Source organism: Pseudomonas sp. FG6, assembly GCF_057809015.1.
The window spans coordinates 46,421-61,656 of the sequence record NZ_JBMDJD010000007.1 but is presented as its reverse complement, the minus strand read 5'-3'; the positions used below and the strand labels follow the sequence as shown (position 1 = coordinate 61,656).

The following is a 15,236-nucleotide window of genomic DNA, read 5'->3' as shown; positions in this document are numbered from 1 at the left end:
CCTCTATCAAGCAACGGAGATGGAGTGAAACCGGGTGATGGAAAACGCATCCAGCGGCGTTTTCGAGGCGCCGCAGCAGATGATCTCGGTGAGCGCCTGGCCCACCGCAGGGCCGATCTGAAAGCCCGCGCCGGCAAAGCCGAACGCATGCAACAGGCCGGGTTGGGTGCTGCTGTGGCCGATCACGGGCTGGCGATCGGGCAGGTAACCTTCGGTGCCGCTCCAGGTGCGAATCGCCTGGGCGCCCTCAAGGAACGGATAGAGTTCGACCGCCTGGCGCAGGATTTCGATGACCGCGTTCTGGCCGGGCCGTGCGCGGGCATCATCGAGGGCGAAGCCCTGGCCGCCGCCCAGCACGCAGTTGCCGCGAGCGACCTGTCGCGCATAGATACCGCCGCCTTCCACGCCGGTGCTGGCATTCATCACCAAGGGCAGCGGCTCGGTGACCAGCATGGCCGGGTGCCCGGCGTGCATCGGCACCGCTTCGCCAAACTGCGCGGCAAACCGGCTCGCCCAGGCGCCGGCGCAGTTCAGCAGCCAGGGCGCGCGCAGGTCCAGGCCCGTTTCGGTGCGCACGGCAAACCGCTGGCCGTCGTGGGTAACGCCACTGACGGCGCATTGTTCGTGGATCTGCGCGCCATGGCGACGGGCCGCCTGGGCGAAGGCCGGCGACACCAGGCGCGGATTGGCGTGGCCGTCGTCCGGGCACAGGGACGCCCCGACCGCGACGGCGCCGACCCAGGGAAAGCGGGCGCGCAACTCGTCCTGATCCAGCAGTTGCAAGTCGAGGCCGAAGCCCTGGCTGCTGGCGGCGTAATCGTGCAGTGCATGCAGGTCTTCGACGCTGCGGGCCAATTTCAGGTGGCCGCTGCGCTGGTATTCGCCGTCGATGCCGATCAGTTGGGGCAGTTGGCTCCAGATTTCATGGGCCCGTTGCGACAGGGGTAGTTGGGACAGCGGTCGTCCCTGGCGACGCACACCGCCGTAGTTCACGCCGCTGGAATGCGAGCCACAGAAGTCTCGTTCCAACAGCGCCACCCGTCGTCCGGCCTTACTCAGGAACAGGGCGGCCGAGGCGCCGACGATGCCGCCGCCGATGATCAGGACATCCACTTCGATCATGGCTCGACCTCCAGGCCAAAGGGCACGGGCTTGATCGGTGCCTGGGCGCGCAAACGGCCGATGCTGGATAGCGGACGGCCGCTGGCGTGGGCGATGATTTCCGCCGCGGCGGCCCCGCACATGCGTCCCTGGCACCGCCCCATGCCTACCCGGCAGTGCGCCTTGACCCGGTTGATCTCCCAGTGGCCTTCGCCCACCACCTGGCGGATGTCGCCCACGCTGACTTCTTCGCAGCGACAAAGCATCAGGCTGTCCATGGCGTCGGCCGCCCACCCTTGGGGAAAAGCGAAAGCGCGTTCCAGGCCGAGACGAAAATGGCCGATGCGTTCGAGCGCTTGTTCCAGGTGGTCGCAGCGTTGTGGATCGGCCGTGTAACCGAGGTCTTCCAGCAGCGCCAGGGCTGTCCGTTCGCCGGCCAGTTCGGCGGCATCGGCGCCCATGATCGCGGCGCCGTCCCCAGCCAGGTAGACCCCGGGCACACTGCTGCGGCCGGCGCAATCGCGTTGTGGCAGCCAGGCGCGGTTGAGCGGGTTCCAGGTGAATTCGCAGCCCAGCAGATCCGCCAGTTGGGTTTCGCTGCGCAAACCATGGGCGAAGGCCACGGCGTCACAATCGAGGCGGTGCTCGCCTGTCGCGTCGTGCCATGCCAGCGACTGCACCCGGCGTTCCCCGCTGATACTCGACAGTCGTGCACCTTGGTGCACGGCGATGCCATGGAAGGTCAGCCAGGCGCGATAATAGAGGCCCTTGGCGAGGGTCGCCGGTTGCGCCAACAGGGCGGGCAGGGCGCGGACCTGGGCACTCAACGGCGAGCTGTCGAGCACCGCGACCACGTTGGCGCCGGCCTTGGCGTATTGGTAGGCCACCAGGTACAGCAATGGCCCGCTGCCGGCGAACACCACCCGTTCGCCGATGGCGCAGCCCTGGAACTTCAGCGCAATCTGCGCCGCGCCCAGGCTGTACACCCCCGGCATGGTCCAGCCCGGCACCGGCAGAACCCGGTCGGTGGCCCCCGTGGCGACGATCACGCTGGCGTATTCGATACGGTCGACGCGGCCGTCCTGCAAGGTATCCAGCAGACCGGCCTCGGCGTTCCAGACCAGGGTGTCGGGACGATAGTCGAGCTGTTCGCGCAAGCCGTCGAGGGTCTGGTGGAGGGCGTTGGCCTTGTGCGCTTCGAAGCCATACAGCGTGGCCGGCGAGCGCTTGAAGTTGACCGGTTGGCGGCGGTAGATCTGTCCGCCACCGCGTGCGGCCTCGTCCAGCAGGATCGGGTACAGGCCGTGGGCGACCAATGTCTGCGCGGCACGGATACCGGCCGGGCCGGCACCGATGATAGCGATGGGTTTCATAGCTGTCGCCCCGGTTCGCGGCTGATGTGTTGCCCGGCTTCGAGCAGGGTCGAGCAGGCGCGTACGCGGCGGCCGTCGCCCAGGCGGACCCAGCAGTCCTGGCAGGCGCCCATCAGGCAGAAGCCGGCCCGGGGTTCGGCGCTGAAGTCGCTGCCGCGCAGGTGGTCGCTGCAGGTCAGCACGGCCGTCAGCAGCGTGTCACCCAGCAGGCCCGTGGCCGGTTTGCCGTCGAGGGTGAAGTCCAGGGCCGGGCGGTCGCCTTCGGCCAGTCGTTTCAGCAGAGCCATGGCGCCCTCATTGTTTACCCACCAGGACCCGATCCAGGCCATAGACCCGATCGAGCAGAATCATCGTGATTGCCGTCAGTGCAATGACCAGCGCCGACACCGCCGCCATCATCGGATCGATGGATTCGGTGGCGTACACGTACATGCGCACGGGCAGGGTTTGCGTGGCCGGCGAGGTGACGAAAATCGACAGCGTGACCTCATCGAAACTGTTGATGAACGCCAGCAGCCAGCCGCCGGCCACGCCCGGCAGGATCATTGGCAAGGTGATTTGCCGAAACAGCGTGAACCGTCCGGCGCCGAGCGATTGCGCGGCCTGCTCGGCGCTGCGGTCCAGGCCGATGGCCGAGGCCAGCACCAGGCGCAACACATAGGGCGTGATGACCAGCACGTGGGCGAAGATCAGCCAGATGAAGCTGCCGTTCACACCCATCAGCGCAAACAAGCGCAGCAGGGCCACGCCGAGCACCAGGTGCGGAATGATGATCGGCGACAGGAACAGGCCGTTGAAGAAATCCCGACCGGGGAATTCGAGCCGGGTGATCGCCAGCGCCGCCGGCACCGCGATCAAGGTCGCCAGCGACGCCGCGCAGAACGCCAACAACAGGCTGTTGTAGAACGCATCGACGAAATCCGCACGTTCGAACACGGCTCGGAACCAACGCAGGGAAAACGCGCTGGTCGGCAGGCTCAAGGTGTTTTCCGGGGTGAAGGCGACCAGGCAGACCACCACCAGCGGTGCGAGCATGAAGGCCACCACCAGGGCATGAAACAACAGGGCGAAAGGACCGTTCCTGGACATGACGAATTACCCCAATGACTTCTTGTAGCGGCCTTCGATCATCCGGTTCCACGACAGCATGATCAGCAGGTTGAGCAGCAACAGCGCGACGGCAATCGCCGCACCCATGGGCCAATTCAGTTCCGACAGGTACTGGTCATAGATCAGCGTGGCGACCATTTTCAGGCGACGGCCGCCGAGCAGGCCGGGGATGGCGAAGGAGCTGGCGGCGAGGCCGAACACGATCAGGGTGCCCGACAGCACGCCGGGCATGATCTGCGGCAGCACCACCTGGCGGATCACCGTGAAGTGGCTTGCCCCCAGGGACAGCGCGGCCTGTTCGGCGGCCGGGTCGAGTTTCTGCAGCGAGGTCCACACCGGGATGATCATGAACGGCAGCATCACATGGACCAGGGCGATGACCACCGCGAACGGGGTATAGAGCAGCTTCATCGGCGCGCCGCCCAAGGCCTGCAGCGTCTGGTTGACCAAGCCATCGGCCCCCAGCAGCAGGCTCCAGCCGAAGGCCCGCACCACCACCGAAATCAGCAGTGGCGTGAGGATCAGGATCAGGAAGATCGAACGCCATGGCGCGCCCATGCGGCTGAGGATGTAGGCCTCGGGCACGCCGATCAGCACGCACAACAGTGTCGTCAGGGCGCTGATCCAGAAAGTGCGCAGAAAGATTTCGTAGAAGTACGGATCCCCCAGCAGGCTGGTGTAGTGCTCGAAGGTGTAGGCGTCGCCCTTGATGCCCGAGCCGTAGTCGAAGACATTGAGCGACAGCACCAGGGTCAAGCCCAGGGGAATCACCAGCAAGCCCAGGTACAACGCCAGTGCCGGTGCGGACATCAGGTAGCCTTGCCGGCCCTGGCGTGCGGCATCGATCAACTTCATGCCGACACCTCGTCCTTGTTCAGCACCCGCAGCAGCGCCGGGTCCCAATCCAGGCCGACCGCCGTGCCTTCGACCAGCGGCGCGCAACCGTCGTTGCGGCGCACCACGCAGAGCTCGCCCAGCGGGGTGGTAACGCCGTACAGCCATTGGCTGCCGAGGAAGAAGCGGCTGACGACGGTGCCTTGCAGTCGACCGACGCCTGTCGGGCACAGATCGATTTTTTCCGGGCGCAGGCTCAGTGTCAGCTCGCCGCTGCCGGGTTGGCAGGCTTGAACGACGCCCGCGCTGTCGCGTTCGCCCGGCAGCAGGTTGGCTTTGCCGACGAAGCTGGAAATGAATTCGGTGCGGGGGTGCTCGTAGAGCGTGTAGGGCGCGTCGATCTGGGTGATGCGCCCGGCCTGCATCACCACGACCCGATCACTGATGGACAGCGCTTCGGACTGGTCGTGGGTGACCATCAGCGTGGTGATGCCGACTTCTCGCTGGATGCGGCGGATCTCGAACTGCATTTCTTCGCGCAGGTTGGCGTCGAGGTTGGACAGCGGTTCGTCGAGCAACAACACCGGTGGCTCGATCACCAGTGCCCGGGCCAAGGCCACGCGTTGGCGCTGGCCGCCCGAAAGCTCCCGTGGGTAGCGCTCGGCGTGGCGGTCCAGGCGCACCAGTTTGAGCACCCGCTCGACCCGTTGCGCAAGCTCGGCGCTGGCGACCTTGCGCATGCGCAAGCCGAAGGCGACGTTGTCCCTGACGGTCATGTGGGGGAACAGTGCGTAACTCTGGAACACCACCCCCAGGCCACGGCTGGCGGGCTTGGCGTGGGTGATGTCGCGTCCGTCCAGCAGGATGCGTCCGCTGCTGACTTCGACGAAGCCGGCAATCATTTGCAGGGTGGTGGTCTTGCCGCAGCCGGAGGGGCCCAGCAGCGAGACAAATTCGCCCCTCTGCACCGAGAGGTCAGTGGCGACCACGGCGTCGATGTCACCGTAGCGTTTGCCCAGTCCTTGAAGTTGCAAAAAAGCCATCGCTGCGCTCCACCTGGATTGTTATGCGTCGCCGTCAAGCGCGCTTTTTTGTATGGGCAGATACGAAAGGGTGTTTCCGGGTGCGTTGGCGCTCGATGAATCGGCAGCCGCTGTTGTTCGAATCGCCCCTGTCTGGACGCAGAGTAGGACGAAGACTAGGATGGGCTCAATGGACTATTTCACTGAAGCGAAGACTATTTTCAGTTTTATTCGGTGAGCAAATTAACTGATTGGAAATATCGATTTGAATTCCACTGATCGGAATAATGAAAAGGCCGACGTGGGCGTTGGCGCTGTCTCCCGACTGTTTGCCGTGCTGCGCAGCCTGGGCGATGACACCGAGGGTGGCGCGCGAGTGACACAGCTGGCCCAGCGCATAGGCCTGTCCCAACCGACCACCCACCGCTTGCTGCGCAGCCTCATGGACGAGGGCATGGTCGAGCAGGATGCGCGCAGCAAACGCTATCGCCTGAGCCTGGATTTTTTCGCCCTGGCCGCTCGTGCCGGCAACACCGGCAACCTGCGCGAACTGGTACGGCCGGCCATGTTGCGGCTGTCGGCGTCACTGGGGGATTCGCTGTTCCTGCTGGCGCGCAGCGGCTTCGATGCTATCTGCCTGGACCGCAGTGAAGGACCGTTTCCGATCCGCACCTTCACAGGTGATATCGGCGGACGGGTCGCGTTGGGCGTGGGGCAGGGGAGCCTGGCTATCCTGGCGTTCCTGCCGGAGGAAGAACGCGACACGGTGATCCATTACAACCTGCCGCGCCTCAAGGATTTCCACCTGTACGACGAAGTCTTCCTGCGTTCGGAAGTGGAGAACGTCCGTGCCTTGGGCTACGCCGGGCGCAACACCGGTGTGCTGCAAGGCATGGCCGGGGTGGCCGTGCCGATCCTCGACCGCGAAGGTCGGGCCGTGGCAGCCTTGAGCGTGGCGACGGTGAGCGATCGACTCGGACCGGACCGCCTGCCCACCGTGGTGGAAATGCTCAAGCGCGAGGCCGCCCAGATCGGCCCGCGGATCAACCCGTTCGACCCCTTGCTGCGCCGGCCATCGCAGGTGTTTGGGCAGGGGTGAGCAAGCCTGCTCCCACAGGGTTTTTTCGCTGGGTAGGGAATGATCAGAATTTCAATGTCTGCTCAAGCCGCTGCGCCGCCGGCGTGTCGCTCGGAATCACCATCGCATAGTTGTAGCCCGGCCCGGACCAGTACTGCGCCTGCAGTTCCCCGTCACGACGACTGCCCCGGGGCAGCAGGAAATTTTTCGGGCCCGGTGGGCGTATGTAGAAGCTGATCTTCTGGCCGTTCGCATCCTGATAAACCACCATCGCCGCCGCGCCTTGCTCGGTGCTGAGCAGACGACCGCTGACCGGCCTGAAACCGGCGCCCGACAGGTCGGGCAAGCGGTTGGCCTGGCTGAAATAGCGGTCGAGCCAGTCTTGCATACCGTGGGCGTCCCCGGTCTGGTAATCGGCCGCCAGAATGCCCTGTTGGGCAAACAACCGGTACGCCTGCAGTGCGTCGGCCATCGGGGCGGCGGCGCTGAGGAACGTCATTTCCCGCGCTTGCCAGCCACTGAACCCGCCGACACCGACCGCCAGCACCAACACGGCGGCGCTGGCCAGGTAGCGGCGTGATCGATGTTTCAGGCGCTGGCGAATGATGGCCGGGTCGAGGTCCGGATTGGCGGGCTGTTGCAGGACACCGCCCAGGGCGCTGCGCAGGTGTTGGGCATCCCGCTGCCAACCCCGCACGCGAGCGGCGACGTCAGGGTGATGGTCGAGGTACGCGTCCATCAGGCGCTGATCGGCCTCGTTCAACCGGTGGTCAACGTAGGCGTGCAAGTCATGGTCGCTGGGGGGCATGTTGATCATTTGAGTATCCGCAGGGCAGGGCGGGTGATTTCGCCTTCGCTGAGTTGACGTAACGCCTGGCGGGCGCGGGACAGGCGTGACATCACCGTGCCGGTTGGCACGCCGAGAATGTCGGCGACTTGCTGGTAACTCAAGCCTTCCACCGACACCCACAACAACAGTGCACGTTGTTCGGTGGGCAATTGATCGAACGCTTGCAGGGATGATTGGGCGATCACGCTGCGCTCGACCGAAGGCTGGGCATCCTGGCCGCCGGTGAAGAATTCCAGCATGCGTGCATAACGTCGGGAGCGGCGATGGGCGTCGAGAAATTGCCGATAAAGGATCGAGAACAGCCAGGCCCGAAGATCGCCGTCCGGACGCTTGTCGTTCCATTTCGACAAGGCTCGCTCCAGGCACGCCTGCACCAGATCATCGGCATTGCTGGGGTTACGCGTCAGCGACACGGCAAAGCGCCGCAACCGGGGGATAAGCATGCGCAACTGTTCGTCGAGTTCGTTCATGGTGGGTTTCTTTGAGGCAGTCACTGCGCCGAGACTGGAAAGACGATCCGCGAACGAGATTATTCCAGCATCGGAAAAATAAATACGAGGTGTGGGAATAAACCCTCCGGGCCTGCGTCAGACAGGTCCTTTTCGCCGATGGCCCTGAGCCTTGGAGCTTCCCCCATGGTTGACCCTTCCCTTGAACCGAACCGGCCGCCGTTGAGTGTCGCCAGTCGGGCGCTGCGTCTGGGCGGTATTGCTACGACCATTGCCTTGCTGGCGGGCGCGTTTGCCTACGTCAATGGCACCTTTGACCCACACCGCCTGACGCCTGCTTCCCTGGTGAACGTGCTGGAAAAAAACAACGGCGTACACCCAGGCTTTCGGCGCAATCATGCCAAGGGTGTCTGCGTCGCCGGCTACTTCGAGAGCAACGGCCAAGCCAGCGCCTATTCCCGCGCTGAGGTGTTCACCCAGGCGCGCACGCCGGTGGTCGGACGCTTCGCCTTGCCCAGCGGCAGCCCCTACGCACCGGACGGCAGCGTGCCGATTCGCAGCCTGGCGCTGCGATTCACCCAGGCCAACGGCCAGCAGTGGCGCACGGGCATGAACAGCATGCCGGTATTCCCGGTGGGCACGCCCGAAGCGTTCTACCAGTTGCAGCAAGCCCAGTCGCCGGACCCGGCCACCGGCAAGCCGAATCCTGCGGCCGTGCCGGCGTTCTTTGCCGCCCATCCGGAGACGACGCCGTTCCTGCAATGGATCAAGACCGCCAAACCGTCGGCCAGTTATGCCAGCGAAACCTACAACGGCATCAATGCGTTTTACCTGGTCAATGCCGCTGGACAACGCCAGGCCGTGCGTTGGGGTGTGGTGCCGCTGAGCCAGGATGCTGCGCAGGCGACGCCATCCCAGGGTGCAGATTTTCTGGAGCAGGACCTGGTGAAACGCCTGGCTGTAGGGCCGCTGCGTTGGCAGTTGAACATCACCCTGGCCAATCCGGAGGACCCGGTGAACGATGCCAGCAAAGCCTGGCCCGCTGACCGCAAGGTACTCAACGCCGGCACGCTGGTGCTCGAGCGCACCCAGCCTCAGGACAACGGCGACTGCCGTGACATCAACTATGACCCGCTGATCCTGCCCAGCGGCATCGAAGGCTCCGCGGATCCGCTGTTGGTCGCGCGTTCGGCCGCGTACGCCAATTCCTACTTGCGGCGTACTCGTGAAGTAAGCCCATTACCCGCCAACCAGGAGCCACGCCCATGAGCGCCCCTCGTCACTTCGCCCCGCTGACTCGGCTGCTGCACTGGTCGATGGCATTGATGATCATCGCCATGTTGTTCATCGGCGCAGGAATGGTCGCCTCGGTATCCGCACGCCATGAGTGGTTGCTCCAATTGCACAAGCCTTTGGGTATCGCGATTCTGGCGCTGGTCATTGTGCGGCTGGTGGTGCGTTTTTCCACGCGCCAGCCATCGCTACCGGCCGATCTGCCCAAGTGGCAGGTATCGGCGGCCCACGCGTCCCATGTGCTCTTGTACGCCTTGATGGTGGTCTTGCCACTGTTGGGCTGGGGGATGATTTCGGCGGCGGGGGATCCGGTGATGCTCAGCGCCTCGGTGCAGCTGCCTTCGATCCTTGCGGCCAATGCCGAGACGTTCGCCTTGTTGCGCCAGGCGCACGCTTACCTGGCGTACCTGTTGTTCCTGACCGTGCTGGTGCACCTGGCGGCGGCTTTGTTCCACGCCTGGGTGCGGCGCGATGAGGTGTTGGACAGCATGTTGCGTGGCAAGGGTTGAGGGGGGAGCCCGTGACGAGGCAGCAGGCTGCCTCGTCACGGGCGATCAGGTCGTTCGATCAGCGCAACTCGTCGACCATCGACTCAAGGGTGCTCAACACATCCTTGCCCAGTTGCATCGAGCGCTTGCCGGACCAGCCAGTTTGCGGGTTCGGATGGTCGTTGTGGTCCTTGAACGGCATTTCCAGGGTCAGGGACAGGCAATCATATTTCTGGCCGACCGCGTTACAGGCCAGGGTCATGTTGGCCTGGCCGGGTTCGTCGCGGGTATAGCCGTGGGTGGTCTGGAAGTCTTTGGTCTGGTGCTTGAGGTGGCTGCGAAAGCGCTCTTCAAGTGCAGCGATGCGTGACGTGTAGCCCGGGTTGCCTTCGCAACCGGCGGTGAAGACGTGAGGGATCTCCTCATCACCGTGAACATCGAGGAACAGATCGACGCCATATTTTTCCATCTGCTGCTGTACGAAAAATACTTCGGGGCTGATTTCAGGACTGGCGTTCTGCCAGGCACGGTTGAGGTCCTGGCCCATGGCGTTGGTGCGCAGATGGCCGTGGAAGGCACCGTCCGGGTTCATGTTCGGCACCAGGTACAGGTCCGCCTTGGCGAGCAATCGGTTCAGTGACGCATCGTCATGCTGCTGGAGGCGTTCGATCACGCCCTCCATGAACCATTCGGCCATGTGTTCGCCGGGGTGCTGCTGGGCGATGATCCAGATCTTGCGCCGGCCTTCGGCTCCGCTGCCTTTGCGTAGCAATGGGATGTCGCGACCTTCCACGCTTTTGCCGACGGCCAGCAACTCAGTGCCAGCCTTGTGCAAGGCTTGCTCGATCAGCCAATCGTGACGGCCACGGCTGTAGGGTTCGAAGTAGGCGAACCAGGCGTGGGACTGTTCTGCTTCCAAGTGGAAGCGTAGGGCGTCGCCTTCGAACTGAGTGGGAATGCGGAACCAGTTGACGTGATCGTAGGACGCCACCGTCTGATAACCCGTCCACGCCTTGTTATAGGACGATTGACTGGCGTTGAGCAGGCGGAAGGAATACTCCTGGCCAACGTGCAGGCCGCTGGCCTTGAAGTGGAACCACTGGAAATGGGCACTGCGGGTGTCGGGCCGGATTTTCAGCAGCGATTGCAGCGGGTTGCTGATGTCGATGACTTCGATGTTGCCGCTGTCGAAATTGGCACTGATATCAAAGGAGGATTTAGCCACGGTCATGATTCCTGAACAGGATTTTATGGCCGTAACTTTAGCGCGTGAAAGGGAATGTCGGGGGATTTACATCATTACAAAGAGGGGGCGCCCTCCCTGGACGCCAAAGCAGCTTAGGACGTCGGCCAGGGATTCTCAAGTGCTGCCGGTCGGTGATTTCCGGGCTGTTTGGCCGGCGAATCCTGGTGAGTGAGTACTTGTAAATGGATGGTCATTTGCTATCATCGCCGCCATCGAATGAGCAGTACCCAAAGACTTCATTAGCCTGAAGCCATAAGCCGAAAATCGGCAAAAAAAAGACCCGGCAAAAAGCCGGGTCAAAAACCGTGATTAGCCTGATGAGGAGATATTCCAGAAGTCCGACCTAAGGCCTCCTGGACTATCGACTGATCTCGCGACCAGTTGATGAGATAATAATCATTATCATTTGCAAGTCAAATGGTTTTATCGCATCCATTGGAAAATATTTCCTGTCGTCCGCGTTCGCGGTGTTGTCCCAAGGTTACGCCTAGCGGGTAGGGTAGCCATCCAGGGAGCGGTCAAGCATCACCTTGACCAGATCAATCATATGCACCACTGAAAACGCCAGGTCACGGTTTGACCCTTGCAGGCGATTGGCCGACTCGTGTGCGGTCGCCGCTGCACAGCGCAGCAGGTCGCACGCATGAACCAGGGCTTCCTCCCCGCTGACCTTATGGTTTACGTCGAAAAAACGGTGTTCGGTTTCGGCACTTGAAACACCTGGTTTCAAGTAATAGTCGAGGGCGCGCTGGGCCGCCGGGCAATCCTGTAGCGAGCTGAATGACTTGTCGAGAGGCGGCGTGGGCGTGTCTTGGGCAGCTATATCCATGATGTCGAAGTTCTCCGTGCGGGGTTGAAATCCTCGATCCAGAATAGTACTTATCGTAATTGTGACGACAATTTAAATACTACAATTTGTGTTTTGCCACGCAGAGCCACCCACGTATCGTGCCGCACATGGATAAATGGATAGAGTTGGTCAAGGCCAAGATGAAGGAGCTGCGCATCACGCAAGTGGTGCTCGCAGAGCGGTTGGGCATGTCTCAGGGCGGGGTCGGCCATTGGCTGACCAAGCGCCGACAGCCCAGTGTCGAAGACATGAACCGGGTCCTGCGCGAGCTGGGGATGGAATTCCTGGAAGTCATGGTGGTGATTCGCGAGCCGGACACCTCCACGGAAGAAGGCCTGCGCCTGGCACAGAAGTACAACCCGTACTTCCGCTACCCGGTCAGTGACTGGCACGACGTGGGCGAAGTCCGTGACGGTGATGCTGGCCGTTACGAGCTGACGGATTACCACGCCCAGGGGGACGCGTTCTGGTTGGTGGTGGTGGGTGATGCCATGACCGCACCGACCGGGTTAAGTATCCCCGAAGGCATGTCGATCCTGGTGGACCCGGCCGTTGAAGCGGTGCCCGGCAAACTGGTGATCGCCCAGTTGCCGGGAAGCAGCGATGCAACCTTTCGCAAACTGATCGAGGAGAGCGGGCAGCAATACCTGGTGCCGCTCAACCCCACTTACCCAAAAACCCTGTACACCGAGCAGTGTCGCATCATCGGTGTGGTGGTTCAGGCCACCATCAGGTTCTGACTGGATCGGCCCTTGGGACGGGCCGATGCCTATTCTTCGAACGCGACCAATGTGCTGCCTTCACTGACCATTTCACCTTCCTGGCAATACAACGCCTTGATCACGCCGGCCTTGGGCGCCCGGATGCTGTGCTCCATCTTCATCGCCTCCAACACCACCAGTTGCGTTCCGGCCTCCACCGCCTGGCCGGCCTGCACCAGCACCCGGACGATGCTGCCATTCATGGGCGCGGTCAAGCCGCCCTGATGGCTGTGGCTGGCTTCGGCGGCCGCGAGTGGGTCGTACACCTCAATACGATGCAGGCGACCTCCCCATTGCAAATACAGGCTGTCGCCTTGGCGAATGGCTCGGTGGTTGCGGCGCACGCCGTTGCGTTCGATCACCAACTGCTCGTCCTTGAGCTGCGCACCCGCGGTGCTGATGTCCAGCGTCACCGCCTGATCCAGGCCTTCGCAATTCAAGTGCAGGGTGGTTTCATTGGGCAGGCCCAGGCGCATCCCGGTGGTGCCGGCCCAAGGTGAGACGGTGTCGTCGGACCGCACCTGCGGCGTCAGGCTCAAGGCGAAACCTTGAGCGGCGGCGAACCAGAAATCGTCATCTAATTCACCAGGCTCCGTCAGCAGTTGCGTCTGGTAGCGTGGGATAAATCCTGTGTCCAACTCAGCCGCCGCGAACGCCGGGTGGGCCACGATACGCCGCAAAAAGGCGATATTGGTTTTCAGCCCGCCAATGGCAAATTCGTCGAGCATGCCCAACAGCCGCAACCGCGCCTGTTCACGGTCTTCGCCCCACGCAATCAGTTTGCCGAGCATCGGGTCGTAGAAGGGTGAGATCTCATCGCCTTCCTCGACACCGCTGTCCACCCGTCGTCCCGGACCTGCGCAAGATTCGCGATACAGCGCCAGGCGTCCGGTGGCAGGCAGGAAGTCGTTGTCAGGGTCTTCGGCATACAGCCGCACTTCGATGGCATGGCCCCGCAATGGCACCTGTTCCTGGGTGATCGGCAGCGGTTCGCCCTGGGCGACGCGGATCTGCCAGGCCACCAGGTCCAACTCTGTGATCGCTTCGGTCACCGGGTGTTCCACCTGCAGGCGGGTGTTCATTTCCATGAAGAAGAATTCGCCGCGCGAATCCAGCAGGAACTCCACCGTACCGGCACCTACGTAGCCAATCGCCTGGGCCGCGCGCACGGCAGCTTCACCCATCGCCTGGCGCAGGGATGGGTTCAAGCCGGGGGCGGGGGCCTCTTCGACAACTTTCTGGTGCCGGCGCTGGATCGAGCAGTCACGTTCGTTGAGGTACAGGCAGTGGCCATGCTTGTCGGCAAACACCTGGATTTCGACATGGCGCGGTTTGAGCAGATATTTTTCCACCAGCATCCGCGAGTCACCGAACGATGACTGCGCCTCACGCTGCGCCGAGGCCAGGGCTTCGGCCAGTTGGCTGACGTCCTCGACGACTTTCATGCCTTTGCCGCCACCGCCCGCCGTGGCCTTGAGCAGCACCGGGTAGCCGATGCGCTCGGCGGCGGCGCGGAACGTCTCCAGGTCCTGGGCTTCGCCGTGATAGCCGGGCACCAGGGGCACGCCTGCGGTTTCCATCAAGGCCTTGGCCGCGGATTTGCTGCCCATGGCGTCGATGGCCGAGGCGGGCGGTCCGAGGAAAACCAGCCCGGCCTGTTCAATGGCCCGGGCGAACCCGGCGTTCTCCGAAAGGAAACCGTACCCCGGATGGATCGCCTGGGCGCCACTGGCCTGGGCGGCGGCGATCAGTTTGTCGATTTGCAGGTAGCTCTCGGCGGCCTTGCTGCCGCCCAGGTCGACGCAGATGTCGGCTTCGCGGCTATGGCGGGCGTCGCGGTCGGTGGCGCTGTGCACGGCCACGGTGGTCAGGCCCATGGCCTTGGCGGTGCGCATCACGCGACAGGCAATTTCACCACGGTTGGCCACCAGCAAGGTGGTGATGACGGGGGCGCTCATCGACGCGGCTCCTTGTTATTCAATGCTGCTTGCCAGTTCGGCGCGCGTTTTTGCAGGAAGGCTCGCAAGCCCTCCTGGCCCTCAGGGCTGACACGAATGCGGGCAATGGCATTTTCGGTGTAGCGGCGCAGCGCCGGGGTGAGTGCGCCGGCGCCGACTTCACGCAGCAGTTCCTTGCTGGCGCGCATGGCCGCCGGGCTATTGAGCAGCAGGTTGTCGATCCATTGTTCGACCTGATGGTCCAGCGTGTCGGCCGGGTAACTTTCCGACAACAAACCAATCTCTTTCGCACGCTGCCCGCCGAATCGTTCCGCCGTCAGGGCGTAACGCCGTGCCGCGCGTTCGCCGATGGCTTGCACCACGAACGGGCTGATCACCGCCGGCGCCAGGCCAATGCGTACTTCCGACAGGCAGAACTGCGCATCATCCGCGCCGATGGCCATGTCGCAGGCGCTGATGAGCCCGAGCGCGCCGCCGAACGCCGCACCTTGGACAACGGCCAGCGTAGGTATTTTCAGCTTGGCCAGGTTGTACATCAGCTCGGCCAGTTCCCGGGCGTCGTCGAGGTTGGTGTGGTAGTCGAGCTCTGCCGACTGTTGCATCCACGCCAGGTCGGCGCCGGCACTGAAATGCTTGCCACGACCGCGGATCAGCAGGAACCGCAGGCTTGGATCGCTGCTGACGTGGTCCAGGGCGAGGATCAGTTCACGGATCATTTCGGCGTTGAAGGCGTTGTTTTTCGACTCGCGGCTCAGCCACAGCGTGGCAACGCCTCGTGGGTCGGTGAGCAGCTCGAGGGTATTGAAGTTATCCATGGACATTC

The 15,236-nt window shown here is 63.2% G+C and carries 16 protein-coding genes; 4 read left to right on the top strand and 12 right to left on the bottom strand.

What is annotated here, in order from left to right:
• Positions 1–6: 6 nt before the first annotated feature.
• Genes ACODSJ_RS06565 through ACODSJ_RS06540 form a run of 6 tightly spaced genes read right to left on the bottom strand, consistent with a single transcriptional unit; the run spans position 7 to position 5,461 of the window.
• Positions 7–1,122 carry an NAD(P)/FAD-dependent oxidoreductase gene (locus tag ACODSJ_RS06565; RefSeq protein ID WP_489100942.1) on the bottom strand — a complete coding sequence of 372 codons (1,116 nt, stop codon included), beginning with the start codon at positions 1,120–1,122 and terminating at the stop codon, positions 7–9.
• Positions 1,119–2,474, bottom strand: a complete 1,356-nt coding sequence (locus tag ACODSJ_RS06560; protein ID WP_489100941.1) for an FAD/NAD(P)-dependent oxidoreductase — start codon at positions 2,472–2,474, stop codon at positions 1,119–1,121. Before ACODSJ_RS06560 ends, ACODSJ_RS06565 begins: the two co-directional genes overlap by 4 nt.
• A complete protein-coding gene (locus ACODSJ_RS06555; protein WP_489100940.1) occupies positions 2,471–2,761 on the bottom strand; it encodes a (2Fe-2S)-binding protein in 291 nt (96 codons plus the stop codon). Before ACODSJ_RS06555 ends, ACODSJ_RS06560 begins: the two co-directional genes overlap by 4 nt.
• Positions 2,762–2,768: 7 nt before the next feature.
• Complete coding sequence (locus ACODSJ_RS06550; RefSeq protein WP_489100939.1) at positions 2,769–3,563, bottom strand: ABC transporter permease; 795 nt, start codon at positions 3,561–3,563, stop codon at positions 2,769–2,771.
• Between the two features lie 6 nt (positions 3,564–3,569).
• On the bottom strand, positions 3,570–4,439 hold the full coding sequence (locus ACODSJ_RS06545) for an ABC transporter permease (RefSeq protein WP_489100938.1): 870 nt from the start codon (positions 4,437–4,439) through the stop codon (positions 3,570–3,572).
• Positions 4,436–5,461, bottom strand: a complete 1,026-nt coding sequence (locus ACODSJ_RS06540; protein WP_489100937.1) for an ABC transporter ATP-binding protein — start codon at positions 5,459–5,461, stop codon at positions 4,436–4,438. The genes ACODSJ_RS06545 and ACODSJ_RS06540 overlap by 4 nt, the downstream gene beginning before the upstream one ends.
• 244 nt (positions 5,462–5,705) lie before the next feature.
• On the opposite strand from ACODSJ_RS06540, the gene ACODSJ_RS06535 reads away from it, so the two are divergent.
• Positions 5,706–6,539, top strand: coding sequence for an IclR family transcriptional regulator (locus ACODSJ_RS06535; protein WP_489100936.1), 834 nt, complete (start codon positions 5,706–5,708; stop codon positions 6,537–6,539).
• A 43-nt stretch (positions 6,540–6,582) separates the two neighbouring features.
• Here ACODSJ_RS06535 and ACODSJ_RS06530 read toward each other — a convergent pair whose 3' ends face one another.
• Complete coding sequence (locus ACODSJ_RS06530) at positions 6,583–7,335, bottom strand: anti-sigma factor family protein (protein WP_489100935.1); 753 nt, start codon at positions 7,333–7,335, stop codon at positions 6,583–6,585.
• The gene (locus ACODSJ_RS06525; RefSeq protein ID WP_489100934.1) at positions 7,332–7,838 is read right to left on the bottom strand and encodes a sigma-70 family RNA polymerase sigma factor; all 507 of its coding nucleotides are present in this window, start codon (positions 7,836–7,838) and stop codon (positions 7,332–7,334) included. Before ACODSJ_RS06525 ends, ACODSJ_RS06530 begins: the two co-directional genes overlap by 4 nt.
• Before the next feature lie 165 nt (positions 7,839–8,003).
• On the opposite strand from ACODSJ_RS06525, the gene ACODSJ_RS06520 reads away from it, so the two are divergent.
• Together ACODSJ_RS06520 and ACODSJ_RS06515 are read left to right on the top strand one after the other, a co-directional pair.
• Positions 8,004–9,086, top strand: coding sequence for a catalase family peroxidase (locus ACODSJ_RS06520; RefSeq protein WP_489100933.1), 1,083 nt, complete (start codon positions 8,004–8,006; stop codon positions 9,084–9,086).
• Positions 9,083–9,619, top strand: coding sequence for a cytochrome b (locus ACODSJ_RS06515; RefSeq protein WP_489100932.1), 537 nt, complete (start codon positions 9,083–9,085; stop codon positions 9,617–9,619). The genes ACODSJ_RS06520 and ACODSJ_RS06515 overlap by 4 nt, the downstream gene beginning before the upstream one ends.
• 58 nt (positions 9,620–9,677) lie before the next feature.
• On the opposite strand, the gene ACODSJ_RS06510 is transcribed toward ACODSJ_RS06515, so the two are convergent.
• Together ACODSJ_RS06510 and ACODSJ_RS06505 are read right to left on the bottom strand one after the other, a co-directional pair.
• Positions 9,678–10,829 carry a M14 family metallopeptidase gene (locus ACODSJ_RS06510; RefSeq protein ID WP_489100931.1) on the bottom strand — a complete coding sequence of 384 codons (1,152 nt, stop codon included), beginning with the start codon at positions 10,827–10,829 and terminating at the stop codon, positions 9,678–9,680.
• A gap of 502 nt (positions 10,830–11,331) precedes the next feature.
• A complete protein-coding gene (locus ACODSJ_RS06505) occupies positions 11,332–11,673 on the bottom strand; it encodes a DUF6124 family protein (protein WP_489100930.1) in 342 nt (113 codons plus the stop codon).
• Positions 11,674–11,801: 128 nt separating this feature from the next.
• Here ACODSJ_RS06505 and ACODSJ_RS06500 point away from each other — a divergent pair, with 128 nt between their 5' ends.
• Complete coding sequence (locus ACODSJ_RS06500) at positions 11,802–12,434, top strand: LexA family protein (protein WP_489100929.1); 633 nt, start codon at positions 11,802–11,804, stop codon at positions 12,432–12,434.
• 29 nt (positions 12,435–12,463) lie between these two features.
• Here the strand turns inward: ACODSJ_RS06500 and ACODSJ_RS06495 are convergent, their stop codons facing one another.
• Both ACODSJ_RS06495 and ACODSJ_RS06490 read right to left on the bottom strand, forming a co-directional pair.
• Positions 12,464–14,413, bottom strand: coding sequence for an acetyl/propionyl/methylcrotonyl-CoA carboxylase subunit alpha (locus ACODSJ_RS06495; protein ID WP_489100928.1), 1,950 nt, complete (start codon positions 14,411–14,413; stop codon positions 12,464–12,466).
• Positions 14,410–15,228 (bottom strand): gamma-carboxygeranoyl-CoA hydratase, encoded by an 819-nt coding sequence (locus ACODSJ_RS06490; RefSeq protein WP_489100927.1) that lies wholly within the window; start codon positions 15,226–15,228, stop codon positions 14,410–14,412. The genes ACODSJ_RS06495 and ACODSJ_RS06490 overlap by 4 nt, the downstream gene beginning before the upstream one ends.
• Positions 15,229–15,236: the final 8 nt, after the last annotated feature.